Annotated in this window: 14 protein-coding genes; 8 read left to right on the forward strand and 6 right to left on the reverse strand. The window is 39.2% G+C overall.

Features of this window, described 5'->3' with window-relative positions; genetic code table 11:
• The 3 genes from M9194_RS19580 to M9194_RS19590 form a co-directional block, all read left to right on the forward strand.
• Positions 1-2,081: protelomerase family protein (locus tag M9194_RS19580; protein ID WP_250614389.1), on the forward strand; the 2,081-nt coding region annotated here is incomplete at its 5' end.
• 76 nt (positions 2,082-2,157) lie between these two features.
• Complete coding sequence (locus M9194_RS19585; RefSeq protein WP_250614390.1) at positions 2,158-2,913, forward strand: NAD(P)-binding domain-containing protein; 756 nt, start codon at positions 2,158-2,160, stop codon at positions 2,911-2,913.
• 413 nt (positions 2,914-3,326) lie between these two features.
• Positions 3,327-3,941, forward strand: a complete 615-nt coding sequence (locus M9194_RS19590; protein WP_250614391.1) for a hypothetical protein — start codon at positions 3,327-3,329, stop codon at positions 3,939-3,941.
• Between the two features lie 213 nt (positions 3,942-4,154).
• Here the strand turns inward: M9194_RS19590 and M9194_RS19595 are convergent, their stop codons facing one another.
• Together M9194_RS19595 and M9194_RS19600 are read right to left on the reverse strand one after the other, a co-directional pair.
• Positions 4,155-4,451: a hypothetical protein gene (locus tag M9194_RS19595; protein ID WP_250614392.1), complete on the reverse strand. Its 297-nt coding sequence runs from the start codon at positions 4,449-4,451 to the stop codon at positions 4,155-4,157.
• A gap of 355 nt (positions 4,452-4,806) precedes the next feature.
• Positions 4,807-5,382 (reverse strand): DUF4875 domain-containing protein, encoded by a 576-nt coding sequence (locus tag M9194_RS19600; RefSeq protein ID WP_250614393.1) that lies wholly within the window; start codon positions 5,380-5,382, stop codon positions 4,807-4,809.
• 190 nt (positions 5,383-5,572) lie between these two features.
• Between M9194_RS19600 and M9194_RS19605 the strand changes: the two genes are divergently transcribed.
• Positions 5,573-6,451 carry a hypothetical protein gene (locus M9194_RS19605; protein ID WP_250614394.1) on the forward strand — a complete coding sequence of 293 codons (879 nt, stop codon included), beginning with the start codon at positions 5,573-5,575 and terminating at the stop codon, positions 6,449-6,451.
• Between the two features lie 82 nt (positions 6,452-6,533).
• On the opposite strand, the gene M9194_RS19610 is transcribed toward M9194_RS19605, so the two are convergent.
• The 4 genes from M9194_RS19610 to M9194_RS19625 form a co-directional block, all read right to left on the reverse strand.
• Entirely contained in the window at positions 6,534-7,004 is a 471-nt protein-coding gene (locus tag M9194_RS19610) for a hypothetical protein (protein WP_250614395.1), read from the reverse strand.
• Positions 7,005-7,030: 26 nt separating this feature from the next.
• Positions 7,031-7,513, reverse strand: a complete 483-nt coding sequence (locus M9194_RS19615; RefSeq protein WP_250614396.1) for a hypothetical protein — start codon at positions 7,511-7,513, stop codon at positions 7,031-7,033.
• A gap of 59 nt (positions 7,514-7,572) precedes the next feature.
• Positions 7,573-11,232, reverse strand: coding sequence for a plasmid replication protein, CyRepA1 family (locus M9194_RS19620; protein ID WP_250614397.1), 3,660 nt, complete (start codon positions 11,230-11,232; stop codon positions 7,573-7,575).
• 336 nt (positions 11,233-11,568) lie between these two features.
• On the reverse strand, positions 11,569-12,183 hold the full coding sequence (locus tag M9194_RS19625) for a helix-turn-helix domain-containing protein (RefSeq protein WP_250614398.1): 615 nt from the start codon (positions 12,181-12,183) through the stop codon (positions 11,569-11,571).
• Between the two features lie 147 nt (positions 12,184-12,330).
• On the opposite strand from M9194_RS19625, the gene M9194_RS19630 reads away from it, so the two are divergent.
• From M9194_RS19630 to rdgC, 4 genes are all read left to right on the forward strand, one after another.
• Positions 12,331-12,528 (forward strand): Cro/CI family transcriptional regulator, encoded by a 198-nt coding sequence (locus M9194_RS19630; RefSeq protein ID WP_250614399.1) that lies wholly within the window; start codon positions 12,331-12,333, stop codon positions 12,526-12,528.
• A complete protein-coding gene (locus M9194_RS19635) occupies positions 12,525-13,136 on the forward strand; it encodes a hypothetical protein (RefSeq protein ID WP_250614400.1) in 612 nt (203 codons plus the stop codon). The genes M9194_RS19630 and M9194_RS19635 overlap by 4 nt, the downstream gene beginning before the upstream one ends.
• A 10-nt stretch (positions 13,137-13,146) precedes the next feature.
• Positions 13,147-13,884, forward strand: a complete 738-nt coding sequence (locus M9194_RS19640) for a bacteriophage antitermination protein Q (protein ID WP_250614401.1) — start codon at positions 13,147-13,149, stop codon at positions 13,882-13,884.
• A gap of 398 nt (positions 13,885-14,282) precedes the next feature.
• Entirely contained in the window at positions 14,283-15,221 is a 939-nt protein-coding gene (rdgC, locus tag M9194_RS19645) for a recombination-associated protein RdgC (RefSeq protein ID WP_250614402.1), read from the forward strand.
• Positions 15,222-15,237: the final 16 nt, after the last annotated feature.

The raw sequence follows: 15,237 nt of genomic DNA on the forward strand, positions 1-15,237 counted from the left end.
ATGTAACCTTGATGATTGGTGACAGTATGAGTGATGATAAAGTTAATCCAAGAATAGCTGATCCTAAAAGTTATAAATCGGATGATATAATCGAAAAACGCACGGGAAAAATAGATTTAGATAGAATTATCAAAGAGTTATTAGCGGAAATGTACGAGATAGATACCAGTGCTTTATCTCAAAGTGCAAAAACTACAAAACATAGACGCTTAGCTTCAAAAACAATCAATGCCATCTATGGTAAGCGAAAGCAGAAAAGCCAAAACGCCTTAAGCTTAGATGGCGCTTCACGCGCGCTCACTCGTATTAGAAACCAAATATCTGCAACAGGTGTTAAGCATCATAACTATGATAAATCTTTAGAGTTACTAAAGAAAAAACACCCTACCTGTGCATATTTATTATCAACAATGGAAGGCAAAACCGGAGCAGAAACTCGTGTTGCTTGGAAAAAGGTTCGAGATAAGCTGAAAGATACTATTCGCCTTGAAAAACAGATAGATAAGATAAACCCAGCCGTAAATAACTACGCAACAGTAGTCAATAACATAGCAAAAACCTTTCCTGATTGGGAAGTTGAAGTTATGGCGCTAAAGACTGTCAAAACCACCGATAGAAAAGCTGCTCTCGAAAAAATTCATCACCTATTTAGTTGTGTAGAAGCGTTCTACGCAGATCTAGACAAACTAAAAATAGACCATGAAATTATGCGCCATTTGCGCAAAGATGAGTTCACCAAACGCAATCAAGAAAGCGAGAAAACTCATGCGCTAATGAGTAAAAAAGAAAGCACTATCAGCATTGATTACCAAAAAACAATGCAAGTTCTTCATATTTTGCTCGGCCCATCCTCCTCGCATAGCTGGGAAGCGATTGCTATTGGTATCGCATTAGCTACAGGCAGACGAGCTATTGAAGTGTTAATGCAAGGAGAGTTCGAGAAAATAGATAAGCACCGTCTAATGTTCTCTGGCCAAGCAAAAAAAAGAGAAGGAATAGAAAATGACTCTTTCGAAATCTACTGTTTAACCGATGCTGACGTACTTCTAGATGCATTCAAACGCCTGCGTTTATTTCCCAATATAGTAGGGTTGCAAAACTTAGAGACTGATAGGTTTTACACCTTAAATGAATTAGTAAACAACAGAACGGCTGGGCCTCTAAATAAGTTCATGACCGATCTGATGAGCAATATGCCGATAACATCGGGTGAAACGAAATCCACTTGGGTGTATAGAGATACTCGTGCTATATACGCAAAAATAGTCTTTGAGCTGTATTTCAAGGCAGATAAAAGATGGAAAAACAAAGATGAAAACATGTTTTACCAGGAGCTACTTGGCCACGAAAATTTAGACGCTCAAAAGCACTACATGCAATTTAAAGTAGATAATGCTGGTGGCGAATGGGAAGCTGTTGAGGTTGATTCAGACAAACGCAGATTAGAAGCTGTGAAGAAGATGTCTGAAAATGGATGGGTTTCAGGGACAAAAGCAAGAAGAGAACTGCACGAATTCGTTATTCAACAACTTGAAGAAGAACCTTGGCGTACTTTCAAAGCAGTCGACCTACGAAAAGGTAGGAACTACAAAATGGTCAAAGAATACATGGCCATTATGGAAGATGCTCTAAAACTTGACTGGTCTATTGATGCTATTTTGGAAAATAAAGCCGCGCAAGTAAAAGCCAATCAAACCAAAACCTCTACGACTAAACCTGAGAAGAAAACTGAAAGAAAATTAGAGTCAACTGAAGTTGAAGCCTTAAAGCCGAAGTTTAAACCGCCACACCAAAAAGCTGACGGTAGTTGGGACGTAAGCTTCACTGTAAATAATATCGAATATGCAGAAACAATCGATAAAGCTGGTGACATGAAAGAAGCTGGTAAAAAAGCTTGGGAAATCTGGCTATTCAAACAAAGCTTACCTGAAACTCCACCTAAACCTATCGTTACAAAAGAAAAAGATATGTGGTATTCCAGAATTGTTTTAAAAGGACAAGCGATGTGTGAAGCATGGACCACAAGTAAAACAGCGAGCCGGGATGCTAGTATCCGCATGTACAAAGATCTAAAGCAATAATTTTAGTCGCTCTACTTTTACGACTACAAACAACTACATGGTAAGAAATTACTCATAATCTTCAATCGGTGAATAAATGAAAATCGGAATAATAGGCGTTGGCAAACTGGCTACAGCTATTGTCGGTGGGTTGATCAAAACAAATAAGGCAGATGAAATTGTCTTATCGCCTAGAAATAAAACAAACAGCCAACTTTTATCACGTAGGTATAAACACGTTAGAGTTGCTAAAGATAATCAAGCAGTAGCGGATGAATGTGATTGGGTTTTTCTCACACTACCACCTTCAGTGGCCACTCACGAAATACAAAAGCTAACATTCAGCAAAGAAACCTCAGTCATTAGCTGCATAGCTACCTTGCCCCATACAGAGTGCCAGAAACTCATTGGGGACACTGTACCTGTATATAAAGCATTCCCTTTGCCTTCTATTTCTCACTGCGATGGACCTCTAGCTTACTACCCTTGTGATGCTATGATAAAACCATTCTTAGCAGGGATGGGCGAACTGTTTCCTTGTAAAGATGAAAATGCTTTTAGACCTTTAGCGGCTATTACTTCTCTAATTGCCAGTCACTATGCTGTTCAAAACACCCTACAGAACTGGCTAGTAAAAAACGATATTGAACCAAAGGTTGCAAGAAACTATTTAAACGATCTAACGAGCTCAGTTACACATTTAGCAAGGCAAACCGAGGTTGACTTCAACGAGTTGATTCAAAGTGCTTCAACTTCGCAAGGGCTGAATGAACAAGCAATGAAAATGCTTAGTGAACAAGGAATATGCCGGGATATTGAAGCTACCTTAGATAGCATTATAAGCCGGTTATAAGGTTTGACTAAGTAGCTATAAGATCAACCATTCGCGATTAATGCAAGCCTGAAATACTCGCTATAATCGCGTCTGGTAAGTGTACGTGCCCGCAATCATAAACGGCTATGCGCGCAATCATCGGGCTTTTCGTGCCCAGATTAAATGCAACTATAAAAATGAGTATGCCCACAATAACTGACACTATAAATATTAATGCCCACTTTATCTGACTCTATCCGTCCGTTATGACCACATTATTTGCGACTATAAGGGGTATTAAGTTTTCGAACCCCGCTAAGAATCGGAGACCTACAGGTCACCCAAAAACCCTACGAATTGGCGGCCCGCCAGTCATCAAAACATCGTGAGCCTTTCGCTATCGAAGATAGTGGTAGATAATGGCGGTTTTTTACAAGAGGCGAACCATAAAAATGAAAGCGATCCTCCCCGTTCATCTGAACGGACAAGTTGTAGGCTATATAAATAACACAGGTGATGACCATCAAAACGCATTACTTGCAGACAAGCTATACGACAAGTTAGGAGTGCCACAACAAAGCAAAGTTCAAAAGATGCTTATGCAAGCCCGAGCATTCAACATGACTTGTCGGGGGCTTCATAAATCTCACCTCGATAAACACCCTATCAAGCCTGAGTTCGCTCCAGCCTTTATCGTTAATGCTACTTTTGCGTGTGAAGTATATATCAAAAGAATCTACGAACTAAGGAAGAAAGAGTATAAAGAAACCCACAGCCTTAGCGTGCTATACAAACAACTTCACAATAAAGACCAGTATCAGATCAACAAGGTCTACAAACAGCTTCGAAAGCAGAATGATGCAGATAAAAGCCCTGAACAAATAAAAGAAGCTATCAAGACCATCGCTAACGCTTTCGTTGACTGGCGATACCTGTATGAGAAAAAAGGCAGTCTTGGGTCTGTGAATGCAGGGACAGTGTTTCTAATAATAATCGCTCTCGAAATGTACAATGTTGAGCTGGATGAACAGGCAAAAGAGAAAGAAAACGCAGGGCAGCCAGCTTAATCGCTCACAGGGTGACTAATAGGTTACTTTAGGGCTTAACGTACGTTTTCGTACCGCTGGACTTCAAACCCCTATAACGAAAACGATCAATTAAAGTGACAGAATTATTCGAAGAAAACGGCTGATATTTTTGCTCGAAATCATACAAAAAAACTGCTGTTACTAGGTTTTCTTCAAATCCCTAATAGAGTCACTTATTTTTTTCACAGTTCTTTACTCTAGTGACTTAATCAAGTTAGTGATGTCTTTAGCAGTATGTCGATGATACTTGGCGAAAAACTCTTTTGTATTTGAGGAGGCATGGGAGTCATTATTGATGCCAGCGACAGACTTATAGTTACATATTTTTGCACTGACATTTCCAACGCTTAAACCTGACTTTCTTGATATTTCTCTAGCATAATCACTCTGTTTACCCCGAGGAAACCCCTCACTTTCTAGCATTTTAAATGCTTCTAAACATCGAAGTTCGTTTAGATCATTCCACAATGATGTAGTTCTATAACCCATATGACTACCCAAAATATTCAAGCCCTATAACATTTGAAAGTATAGGTTGCCGTAGCCTCTTAATCACGGTGCTCCTCATTAACCGCGGCTTGCTCTATCATCGCGCCTGATGGAAGCTATCGTTGGGCTAAGTTACGGTTCTGGTCCTACCTACGCCGATAGAATCATTTATTCTGGGCATAATGGCTGGATAGAGTCAGATAAAGTGGGCATGCCCGGCGATAAAATCATTTATTGTGGGCACACTCATTTTTATAGTTGCATTTAATCTGGGCACGAAAAGCCCGATGATTGCGCGCATGGGTGTTTATGATTGCGGGCAATAACAGGTAAGCTGTGCTACAAACAACCACACCTACTTAAATGACTCTTTATTTTTCCAACTATCATAGGTGAATAAGCTGACTTGTCTTGGCGTAATAGAAAGGTTCTTAGCTATCGCTTGTTTGAGAGCAGTTTCATCGGTACTACCTGACTTTTGGTAATTATGCCGATTACCCCACCAAAGCTTGTAAATTTTCCGATCCATATCGGATGGTGAGTTATCAGAGAACGAGACTTTCCACTGAATACCATCACAGCTCTTTTCATCGATACCACATTTATCGACAAACAATGTCGCACTGGCTAGATCTCCGGCTTTTTTCATCGATGAATCATACAGAGTCGCGAAAACCATTCTGGCCTTTGTAGTAGCTTGGTTTTTTCTAGCCAGTTCCATTACGGTAGCCACGCGCTGTTCTGGAGATAGGCTACCGCCAACATATGCTTTGACATTCATAGCCATAAGGCCATTCTTATCATAAATAGAATAGTCCTCATCGCTGTACACTACTGACTTGCCTTGATACTGGTTAGGAACGTTTACATTATCACCGCAGCCTGATAAGCCGAAAGCACACACAATCAGAAATACAGAACGATTCAACACAGCAACATCCTTATTAACAATTTGAAATTGCTAGTATAAATTATTTTATTAACACAATCAGTGAATAAGGTGTGTTTAATGTGGAAATATAGTTAAATGATTGATTTTATGAGTCAATCATAGTCAACATTGTGCCTAAGCTTCTATACTAAATTTAAACCAAAAATAGTAATTACAATAGATATAAATTATGAGTATCGATAATCAAACACAAGTTAAAGTTCATCAAAAGATGACCGTTACTTCATTATCTTTAGACAAAGACGAATTAAAACAATTTTGTGATATTTTACAACAAAGGGCTAATTCTGCAGCAGAAATAGAAGCTAGGCTTTTTCTTAAGAATGAAAATCAGACAGAAGAAGTGTATGAAGAGAACAAAGCAACATTAAAAAGCTCTTTCAAATTAAAAGTGACTATTGCTGGTGCTGATGGTGACCAACACTGGGGAACTATAGAAGAAGTATTTAATTCTCCCAATTTTCCTGAAAGTGTAAAGTCACTATACATTGAAAGTGACCTAACACTAAGAGTTAATCATAACTACCATCCACACAACTCTTTTAAAGTCTTTTTAGACTTTAGTAAACCAAAAATTTTTGATTTTTCTTTTATGCCAAACACGGAAACTCCAAACGAGTCGATGATTGAAGTTCAAGGCTATGATTCAACATGGGTAAATGGTGTATTTAGTGAGCTTAAGTCATTTATCGACAAAAGAGCTTCAAAGTTATCAATAGTTCATAACCATAGTGTATACGATGTTTTAGTGTGGATTCTTGGCTTCCCTTTGGCATTTTGGGTTTGTAGTAAATTTTCTGTTCCCATAGAAGTATCATTCGGGAGTAATAACATTTACTTATCAGGGGCTCTATATTTATATAGCTTTGTAATTACACTGTTTTTATTCAGAGTATTATTCCATTATTTAAGATGGGTATGCCCCCTAGTGGAATACCAAAATAAAAAAAATAGTATGTTAGTACATCGTGGTTCTTTGTTAGCTTTAACTACAGGTTGGGTAGGTAGCTTTATATACGATGTTGCACAATGGATATTAGAAGTTTAGCTGCAGAGTCCAAGGAACTTCCACTTCAGACTCTTATTGTTAGGAACTTCAACAAGTACCAATGGACAAGTCTATTGAGGTATTACGACTTAACTGTTTCCACTAACAATGCATAAAATCCAGTATTAGCTATATACAGACCAAACCCAAATGCCGTAAATAATAGTACAAGAAAAGAACCCCACAAAGTTATAGGTACATGTTTAAATAACCAAACCAGCGTTACTTTTTCTGGGTACTTAACTTCCGAGATTAGATGTTTATTTTCACTAGATTTTGTATCCTGATGACTCTTAATCTCCAATGTTGAAATCGCTTGATTAACTACTCCAATCGCTTCACCTAGTGCATCTCTGTGATCATATCCCATACGATAATTCGTTTTTACATGCTCAGACCAATGGATAAACTGATTCTGAAGTTTTTCATCGAAAACTAAAAGTGGTATTACTTCATCCACCCAAGGAAGAAAATCATCATGGTTTTTAAAAGCACCTATATCGCCTCTTGTTTTCTGATTATCTTTTAACTTTTCTAATAAATGTTTGTCCATAACAACCCCTTAATCGTAGAGTTCTATTAAACAATATTATCTATTATCAATGACTTAAATTTTTTCATGTCAGATGCGAAGCTATGTAAGAATCCCAATGATCCCGTAATAGCAGCTAAACATAGGGCTGAGTCCTCAGACATATCTTTAACTTTACGGGAATCAGATGGAAATTCTTGATCATATATACCCATCAAAGATTGAACAGCTCTTTCTCTACGATTACCATCTAAAGAATGCGATAGGGAATTACGTAACACATTGATTTTTTTGATAAGGTTCCACATGTTATTTTGGCTTTCACGTAATGACATTCCCCTGCATAATTCTATTTTTTGACTGAATTTAAACCTAGCATTCAAAAGGTGTTCAGGGTTAATAAAATAAAGCTCTATAGCATTGTCCATTATACTTTCTAAAACCAAATGCCCCTTCAACACAATTTGTGATAAATCATCAACATACTTAACTTCTTCAGCAAATTTTTTTTGTATATCATCTAATTCCATAGATAATCCTAATCTTTAACACCGCACCTGACTAGCTGTAGCTGAAACATAAATTAATCTTAAGCCCCTTCCTCTATAGCCTGCCTAATTGAGCCAGCCCATGCCTCTACACTATGCGTGAAGCTCTCCAAACCATACTCAACCATAAGCTTAATAACTTTTATGGCTGGCAGCTTATGTTTATCTACAGCAATGCGAGCTATCTCATCAACAACACTGCGTTGTTCGCTACTGAGCGTGTTGGTTGTGTTTTCTGGGAACTTAAAGGTGGGCTCTTCCTCCCTCCCCTCAAAATAGGTTAAAGCATCGTTATCACTGATCGTATTCGGGATATCAAATGATCCACCTTGCCCCACTTTTTTACTAATAACTAATGGTGAAGGTGGATCATATTGGGTAAGCTCTAGATCCTTGTTATCACTTGCTAATGGTAAAAATACTTGTGCAAGCTCATCACGTAGATCAATGAGGCCAGCAAGAGCACATTGCTTATCTAGTTTTTCGTATCGCACTTGATAGCCCGATTTAAATGGCTTCGCTTTCAGTTCTTCAATGAAGGTCGAAACTTGCTTGGTAATAACCTCGATGTCGAGCATCTCTACTTCTTGTAGGCTTTCTTCGATACCTTGGGTTCGTAGGTTGACTAGAATTTTTACAGACTCCCACTCTTCGGAATTGACGGAATAAACATTGATTGCTTTACCGTTAACTCGTTTTTTTGTTTTCACTATTGGTACACCGAACGAACGAAGGTGATTATTTAGCCATTGAACTGGGTTTTGAAGAGTGTTAGCAGTAACGGTTATGTTGGAATATTTATAGAGGCGGTCTTGAGTTTTCTTTTTCTTCAACCAAGTGGCTAAGTCGCTATTAAGCTGCTCACCAGACCATTGTTTACCATTGCAATTCAGCTCTTCGTTGATACCTGCAACTTGTAACAGCTTAATCATGTGGGCACGCTGAATCGCAAGGTGACGCCAACTCACTCTGCTTTCAGCGTGTTGTACGTCTTTCATATCAAGCGTTTTAGCCGTGTGTTCGTTGACATTTACCCACGAAAGCTTCTTGATAGCATCAACAAAGCGTTTTTTGGTTTGCTTGTAAGTTAAAGCGGTCAAAACTGAATCTCTGTTCGACCTTGGTAAAGTCATTGCCGCATCACATTGATTAAGGTGTGCGTTTGGACCATCGATAGAAAATTCGTCGTAAACTTCCTTAGCTAAGGGCAAAAGATTAGCCAACTGTTCATCATCAGCCGCATCTAGGTGAAGCTCGTAATTCACTTTTGACTTGGTTATTTCTACGGCAGTAAAGTCTTCGCCGTTCCTCATCATCGTTTGAAAATTTTCTCCGATATGAACAGGCGCCTGTTCTATTTCACGCAGAGTAATGCGGCTGTTTCTTTCTTTCGCTTCTTCGCGAACAGTAGCCCCGAATTTTGCTGTTAACTCATTTTTTAGAACAGGAATAATTTCATAACCATCTTGTTCAGCTAGTTCCAAGAAACGTGCTTTGTATCGGTTTCTAGAAAGGTTTTGCTTTGCCTTTACCTTGCAATACAACCATTCGTAAAGAGGGTTTTTAGACGTAAACTCACCAGTATCTGGATCAATTGATAGAATTTTCATTGTTTCTGCCGATTTTTCTTCTATCAACTTATTTTGGATATAGGTCGGGTCGGTTGGCTCACTACGCTCTGTTGGGTCAAGGTACACATGAAATTCATTAACATCTCTAGCTCGATTTAGTCCCTGGTGGCCTTCCTCAGAAGTACCAACATTGGAGGATAAGAAGCCTATGGTTTTATCGAATTGATGAGCATTAGACTTTATGTCAAACCCGGTACCTAGAGTTGGTGAAGCGATCAAAATATCTAACTCGGGCACGATAGTATTGATATCTTCTAATGCTTTTATGACTTCTTCATCAGTTTTAGCGACATCAGCATGAACGACTAAAACAGTGCCATCATAGTGCTTACGTTCTCGTTCTTGCTCAATAGCTGTTGCTATCGTTTTCACTTGTTCTTTCGAATTGGCATAAATATAACGTTTACCTTTAGCCAATACTTGCTGCATTACTTCTTCCATTAAGTGGTCTTTAGACTCGTAGACAAACAGCTTTTTGCCTTGAGCTACTTGAAAAGAGTTTTTTACGTAAACACCAGAATGCAGACCAATGTAATTGCAGAAATCAAAAGTAAAGTCGCCTAAGTGGGCGTCAGCTAAGATCTGTGTTTGGCTGTTTTTTAATACGAAGTTGAGGTAGTTTAAACAATTCTCTCCAAACTGAATTGTCTTTGCATAGTACTGCCCTAAGCTTTGCTCAAATTCATCGACGAAAACCACATCCCAGCTCGAGCCGCCTAATCGCCATAAAGAATCAACAGAGCACACAAGGATATCAGCGTTTCGAAGGGCTATATTTGCATCCACTCCATCTGCTGTGTCTTTTAAAATCAAGTCCTGGTAAAACTCAACATAAACTTCATCACCATGAACGGTTACTTGTCCATTATTGTCTTCGGATAAATCAGATTTTAGCGATTTAGCTAGTGCTACCCTATGAGAAATGATTAGGGTTTTCATATGCTTATTTTTCTTTATGAAGTTTTTAACAGTGGTTGATTTTCCCGTTCCCATACCAGAAGCTAGAAGGTTTAGCCCATTCCTAATTTCAGTTTGAAGGTATCGAGAACTAGACTCAATGGTTTCAAAGCCTTGTATATTTAGTAGTTGTTCAGCGACAGCGGCCACGCCTTGATTGATATAAGTATCACTCCAGTCGTACCCGTCATGTGCAGGTAGGGACCAATGGCCACCAGATCGATTGACCATTTCTAAGCCAGTCTTGTCATTGTCTGGTGAACAAATAAATTGAATATCAGGATATTCTAATTTTAATCTGTTGATTAAGTTAGGAATATTACCTTCACCGATAGGTGTTATAACTACTTCACTAGTAGCAACATGCGCAGAATAGGCATCAGCAAAACCTCCCACGACAAAAACACGCTTGGGACCGCAGTCCCAAAGTTTTCCAAAGGTATAAAAACCCAAGTCAGTACGTGCATTATCGCTCGATACTTTATTAATGGATTTCTTACCAACTTTAAAATGCTTATCTAAGATATGTTCAAAGCCACAAAAACGACCTTGATTGAAGAGTTTTTCGTAGGTAGGCCAGATTAGGCAAGGGTTATTATATCGGTCTCTTCCAAGACGAACGTCAGCAAACTTGCCTATATCGGCCATTTGCTTTTTCAGCATATACTGTGTTGGGGCGAACTGTTTCGGCCAACTATTAAAAAGCTTTTCTTCTTTCTTTAGCTCGGCCCACTGTTTTTCCTCGGAATTTCTTCGTTTTTCCTCTGCTACTTGTCTACGTTTTTTGTACTCGGCAGCAGCTTCCCTTTTTTCTTCTTCAGTGCGTTCGTCTTTTTTGGGAGTCCAGCCAGCTTGCATGGCTTCATAAATAAAAGATCCAAAGCTAGTGCGCTTGGTTCTTCTAAAGTTTTTCCACCAACTGTTAAACTCGCGCTTGTGGTATGAATCACCAGTCGCTGACCATTCTTCAAATACGCTTCTGGCTTCATCGCCAAACTCAGTATATAAGGCGCGTCCAATTTTGGACCAATCTATGTAAGGAAGGTTGGGGCTGATGTAGCTAAGAGCTTCTTCAACCTCTAAAAGAGTCAATTCTATATAGTTTGTTCTCATTCTTATTTAGCCATTTCTGACAGATAAGCACAGAAAAAAATCTAAAAAATAGACTTTTTTTATTGCGCATACGCGAATAGCCAGTTAGAATTAGAACCAAATCTTGAAGTTTTTTTGGTTTTTATCCACATTCTAACCAGAAGACGCTAAAAAAGCCCTTTGCCGCCACAGCTGGGCTTTTTTTGTATCTGTTGTTTGTTAATTTCCGTTTAAAATCAGTTACATAGCTATCTCTATTTGATTTCATTCCTAAAACTATGCCTCTGATCAACTACCTTTGCCACAATAATAGCTGATCTAAACATAGTTTGACAACCTATAAACCTAGGTTTACTTTTAAATGGTTTTTATTTTGCTCGATCTTGCCACACCTATCACAGGATGAATGGTAGCCACATCACTTAATGGGAAAGTCATCCTTGAATAGCCATTATTAAAGCTATCAAGAAATATCTGTCCATCTCTCATTGCAGCGAGAGTTTTTACCATAACATCACCGTCTTGCAGGCGAACAATCACTTCTTCACCTGTTGCTGGCTCTGATTCAGGATCGACAATGACAGCTTCGCCTTCTAAAATTCGCGGCGACATGCTGTCACCAACAACTTTTAGGGCATAAACATTCCTGCCTTCTGCGGGAAAGTCTATATAGCTATCACCAAAGCCAGATGGGTAATCTAAATTGAACCACTCTTTATCTGGCCCAGCTTGAGTGTTACCAACTATTGGTATTTTGGTCGTAACACAATTAGACGAAGAATCGCCTATACCGTAGTACAGCCAATTCAATGATACATCTAACTTTTCACATAGCCTTGCCGCGAACTCAATTCCCATAGTCATCCCTTTTTCCCACTTAGAGACCATAGTAATCGAGCATTCAGCCGCTTGAGCTAGTTCAGTTTTGGAGAGCTTAAGCTCTTCCCTTCGCATTTTAATGCGGTCACCCATCTTGTTCATAACTTATATATTAGCAGCAAAGTAAACCCAAGTTTACTATTTTTTCAAAAATCCAACCCAGATTGAAAACTAAACCTTAGTTCAAAAATCAACTAAACCTAGGTTTACTTTTTTATTTTTTACTCATACACTGGCCATATGAAAACGATTGAAGTTATCGAGTTCTTCGGAAAGAAGGCTGACGTGGCCAAGGTTCTCAATACGACGAAACAGGCCATTAGTAATTGGGGAGATGAAGTTCCTGAACTTCGTCAATATCAAATTGAAGTCATTACTGATGGTGAGATCAAAAGTGACTTTACAAAGAAAAGAGTAAAACAGGGAGAGCACAAATGATATGTCGAGAATGCGACACAACTTTGTCAGATGTTGTTATTCACCATGTTGATGCGTACTTGGAAAGCTCTTATACAAAGCGCGATACCTTTGTAAAAGAGCTTTTGATTCCTAAGTTGATTTCTCGTCAGTTAGTTAAGGAACCAGACGATACAACTGGCTACCAGCGTTGGTTAAGCAGCAAATGCAAATCAATCGAGAGGATATTGACAGGGGAGACAACCATACGTGCTGATTGGGCCTTTCCGATTGTGTCATCGTTACCTCAAGAATATAAGCAGAAAGCGATGATCGAGATATGTGGCTTTCTAGGGTCATATTACATCCCGATAGCACCAGCTAAGCCGCCCTATCAAGAAAATAAAGAGGTTCAAGCCAAACTCTCTGAGCTTTCTAAAGAGTTCAGTGATGTACTTATGACGTCTAAACCAGCAATGGACGGAGTGTATAGCAGTAAAGATAACTCGGTAGAAGTACAACAATACGCTAATGAATTACTTGAAGTAGCAGCTGCTGCAATTGCCGAAATAGGTAGAGTTTATCAAGGTACAGGTATTGAACCTGCGGCATACAGGGCAATGTCTCAGAGTCCATTTTTTAAATTGTAGAGGTAAGAAAATGCGCAATAAATACAATAAAGAAGGTATGAGAGAAGAACTTCGCCACGCATTGCTTGTAGTACCTCGTACACGAGGTCAGTTGGATGGATTTGAGAATAATGGCTACAGCAATTCAAATTATTCGCGAAGCTCTTATCGAGAAGTGACCAATGAAACCGGAGACTGCATCACTAAAGTAAAAGCTGAAGTGGTCCGAACGTTGGCATGCAAACAGTTTAAACAGTCTCCTATGCCACTTTGTCAGCAAGCATTTAAACACGCCAAAATGCTCCGCGATGTCCACTCTACACAAGAGCATGTCAGTGATTGGTTGAAATACTGTTATAGCGAAGGTGCTCAAGTACCCACGAAAGCACTTGTTACTTTTATTCTTGATTCATTTTATCAAATGGAAACCACTCGATTAGCTGGCAAGACAAGAAAACTCATTGAACACTTGGCCCACTTAGCATGCACACAGAAGCGTTCTGAGATTGAAGGGAATAAGAGCAGATTGCTTTCTCAGTCTCGAATTGCCGAATACAGCGGAAAAACGCAGTCGGAATGGGAGAAACGCTGGGCTAAACGTTGGAAGCGTTTACTTGCCATTATAGATAGCTTCGATCAGGAGGGACTTGATCATGTGTATGAATGCGGACGCAGCAGAAAAACTACCACCAGAAATGCCGACTTGCTTGTGCAATCAGTATTTCAAACTGGCGCTAGAGAACACTTGGCTCCCGGAATGGCGATATAACCGAAAAAGTAAAGAGTTCATTCTCATGTGTCCCAATTGCAACTATTTCGAGGGGCCATTCAATAACAGAAATGCTGCTATCGCAATGTGGGCAACAACAAATAGGCACGGTGATGAGCACACATATTTTCAATGGATTAAGTACTACCAAGCTCAAACAAAAAGCATGACAAAACAGCAAGAAGCAGCATAGGAATTTAGGTGATGCAAATATTCAATAGCAACGAAAACTTTACTTTTGAATCCTTTTTTCAAGCAGAGACTTTTTTGGAGAAGCAGGGCTATCGCTGCCAAAACGAACTTTGGACAAAAAAGGGTTTTCCGAATGCGACTGCGGTCCCATCAGTGTGTGGCGTAAGAGTCGAATTTAAAAATACTCAACATTAAGAGATAAAGTTATGTTTCCTAAAAATTGTATGGTGTACCGATTTAGTCGAGAGTTTGTTTTTGATTTAGAAAAGCTCGAAGCGCAGCTTCAAGAATTTCAATATAGACCTTGTAGCGAGCTCGATCAGCAAAAAGTTGGATGGACTCGCCCACTTGGTAAATTCGGTGAAAAGCTTGTGCATGTTGTTGGTAGAAACCTTCTTATTACCGCAAAAAAAGAAGAGAAAATGATGCCTGCTTCAGTCGTTAACCGGGAGCTTTCGGATCGTATTGAAAAGCGTGAAGGCGAAGAAGGAAGACCACTAAAAAAACGAGAGAAAGACGCAATAAAAGACAGCATAGTTTCTGACTTTTTGCCAAAAGCTTTCTCGAGATTTTCTGAAATTAATGTGTTTATCAATACAAAAAATCAGTTATTGATCGTTGATTGTTCATCTGCCAAAACTGCAGAAAGCATTCTAGCTTTATTACGTAAAAGTATCGGTAGTTTACCAGTAGTGCCAGCCATACCTGAAATGCCTATCGAAATTGCACTCACACAATGGGTGAAACATTGCGACTTACCTTTGGGGTTTCATCTTGGAGACAACCTCAAATTGAAGTCTTTAGCTGAAGCTGGAGATTGTGCCACGTTTAAATACTACGACCTCAGTTCTGATGAGGTTCAAACTTGTATTGAGAACAATATGGCTGTGTGCTCGGCACAAATGGATTGGCAGAACAGAATTGTATTTAACTTCTCTGATGACGGAGCCATTAAAGGGCTTAAATTCTCTGATGACCTGCGTTATCAAAATGATGATATTCCACGAGAAGATGAAGTAGCAAAGTTGGATGCAGACTTTTGCTTAATTTCTGGGGAGTTAGAGAGCTTCTTAGATCAACTATATCTAGCTCTTGGAGGCTTCCCAGAGCTAGAACCTAAACTTGCTAGTCAGGTTTCAATTTAGCTGACCTGATGGTCAC

Source organism: Vibrio sinus (genome assembly GCF_023634645.1).
Lineage (GTDB): Bacteria > Pseudomonadota > Gammaproteobacteria > Enterobacterales > Vibrionaceae > Vibrio > Vibrio sinus.

Coding starts and splice junctions, on each gene's coding strand:
- rdgC (WP_250614402.1), top strand. CDS start 14,283: ATGTTTCCTAAAAATTGTATGGTGTACCGATTTAGTCGAGAGTTTGTT.
- M9194_RS19630 (WP_250614399.1), top strand. CDS start 12,331: ATGAAAACGATTGAAGTTATCGAGTTCTTCGGAAAGAAGGCTGACGTG.
- M9194_RS19605 (WP_250614394.1), top strand. CDS start 5,573: ATGAGTATCGATAATCAAACACAAGTTAAAGTTCATCAAAAGATGACC.
- M9194_RS19585 (WP_250614390.1), top strand. CDS start 2,158: ATGAAAATCGGAATAATAGGCGTTGGCAAACTGGCTACAGCTATTGTC.
- M9194_RS19615 (WP_250614396.1), bottom strand. CDS start 7,513: ATGGAATTAGATGATATACAAAAAAAATTTGCTGAAGAAGTTAAGTAT.
- M9194_RS19625 (WP_250614398.1), bottom strand. CDS start 12,183: ATGGGTGACCGCATTAAAATGCGAAGGGAAGAGCTTAAGCTCTCCAAA.
- M9194_RS19635 (WP_250614400.1), top strand. CDS start 12,525: ATGATATGTCGAGAATGCGACACAACTTTGTCAGATGTTGTTATTCAC.
- M9194_RS19620 (WP_250614397.1), bottom strand. CDS start 11,232: ATGAGAACAAACTATATAGAATTGACTCTTTTAGAGGTTGAAGAAGCT.
- M9194_RS19640 (WP_250614401.1), top strand. CDS start 13,147: ATGCGCAATAAATACAATAAAGAAGGTATGAGAGAAGAACTTCGCCAC.
- M9194_RS19590 (WP_250614391.1), top strand. CDS start 3,327: ATGAAAGCGATCCTCCCCGTTCATCTGAACGGACAAGTTGTAGGCTAT.
- M9194_RS19610 (WP_250614395.1), bottom strand. CDS start 7,004: ATGGACAAACATTTATTAGAAAAGTTAAAAGATAATCAGAAAACAAGA.
- M9194_RS19595 (WP_250614392.1), bottom strand. CDS start 4,451: ATGGGTTATAGAACTACATCATTGTGGAATGATCTAAACGAACTTCGA.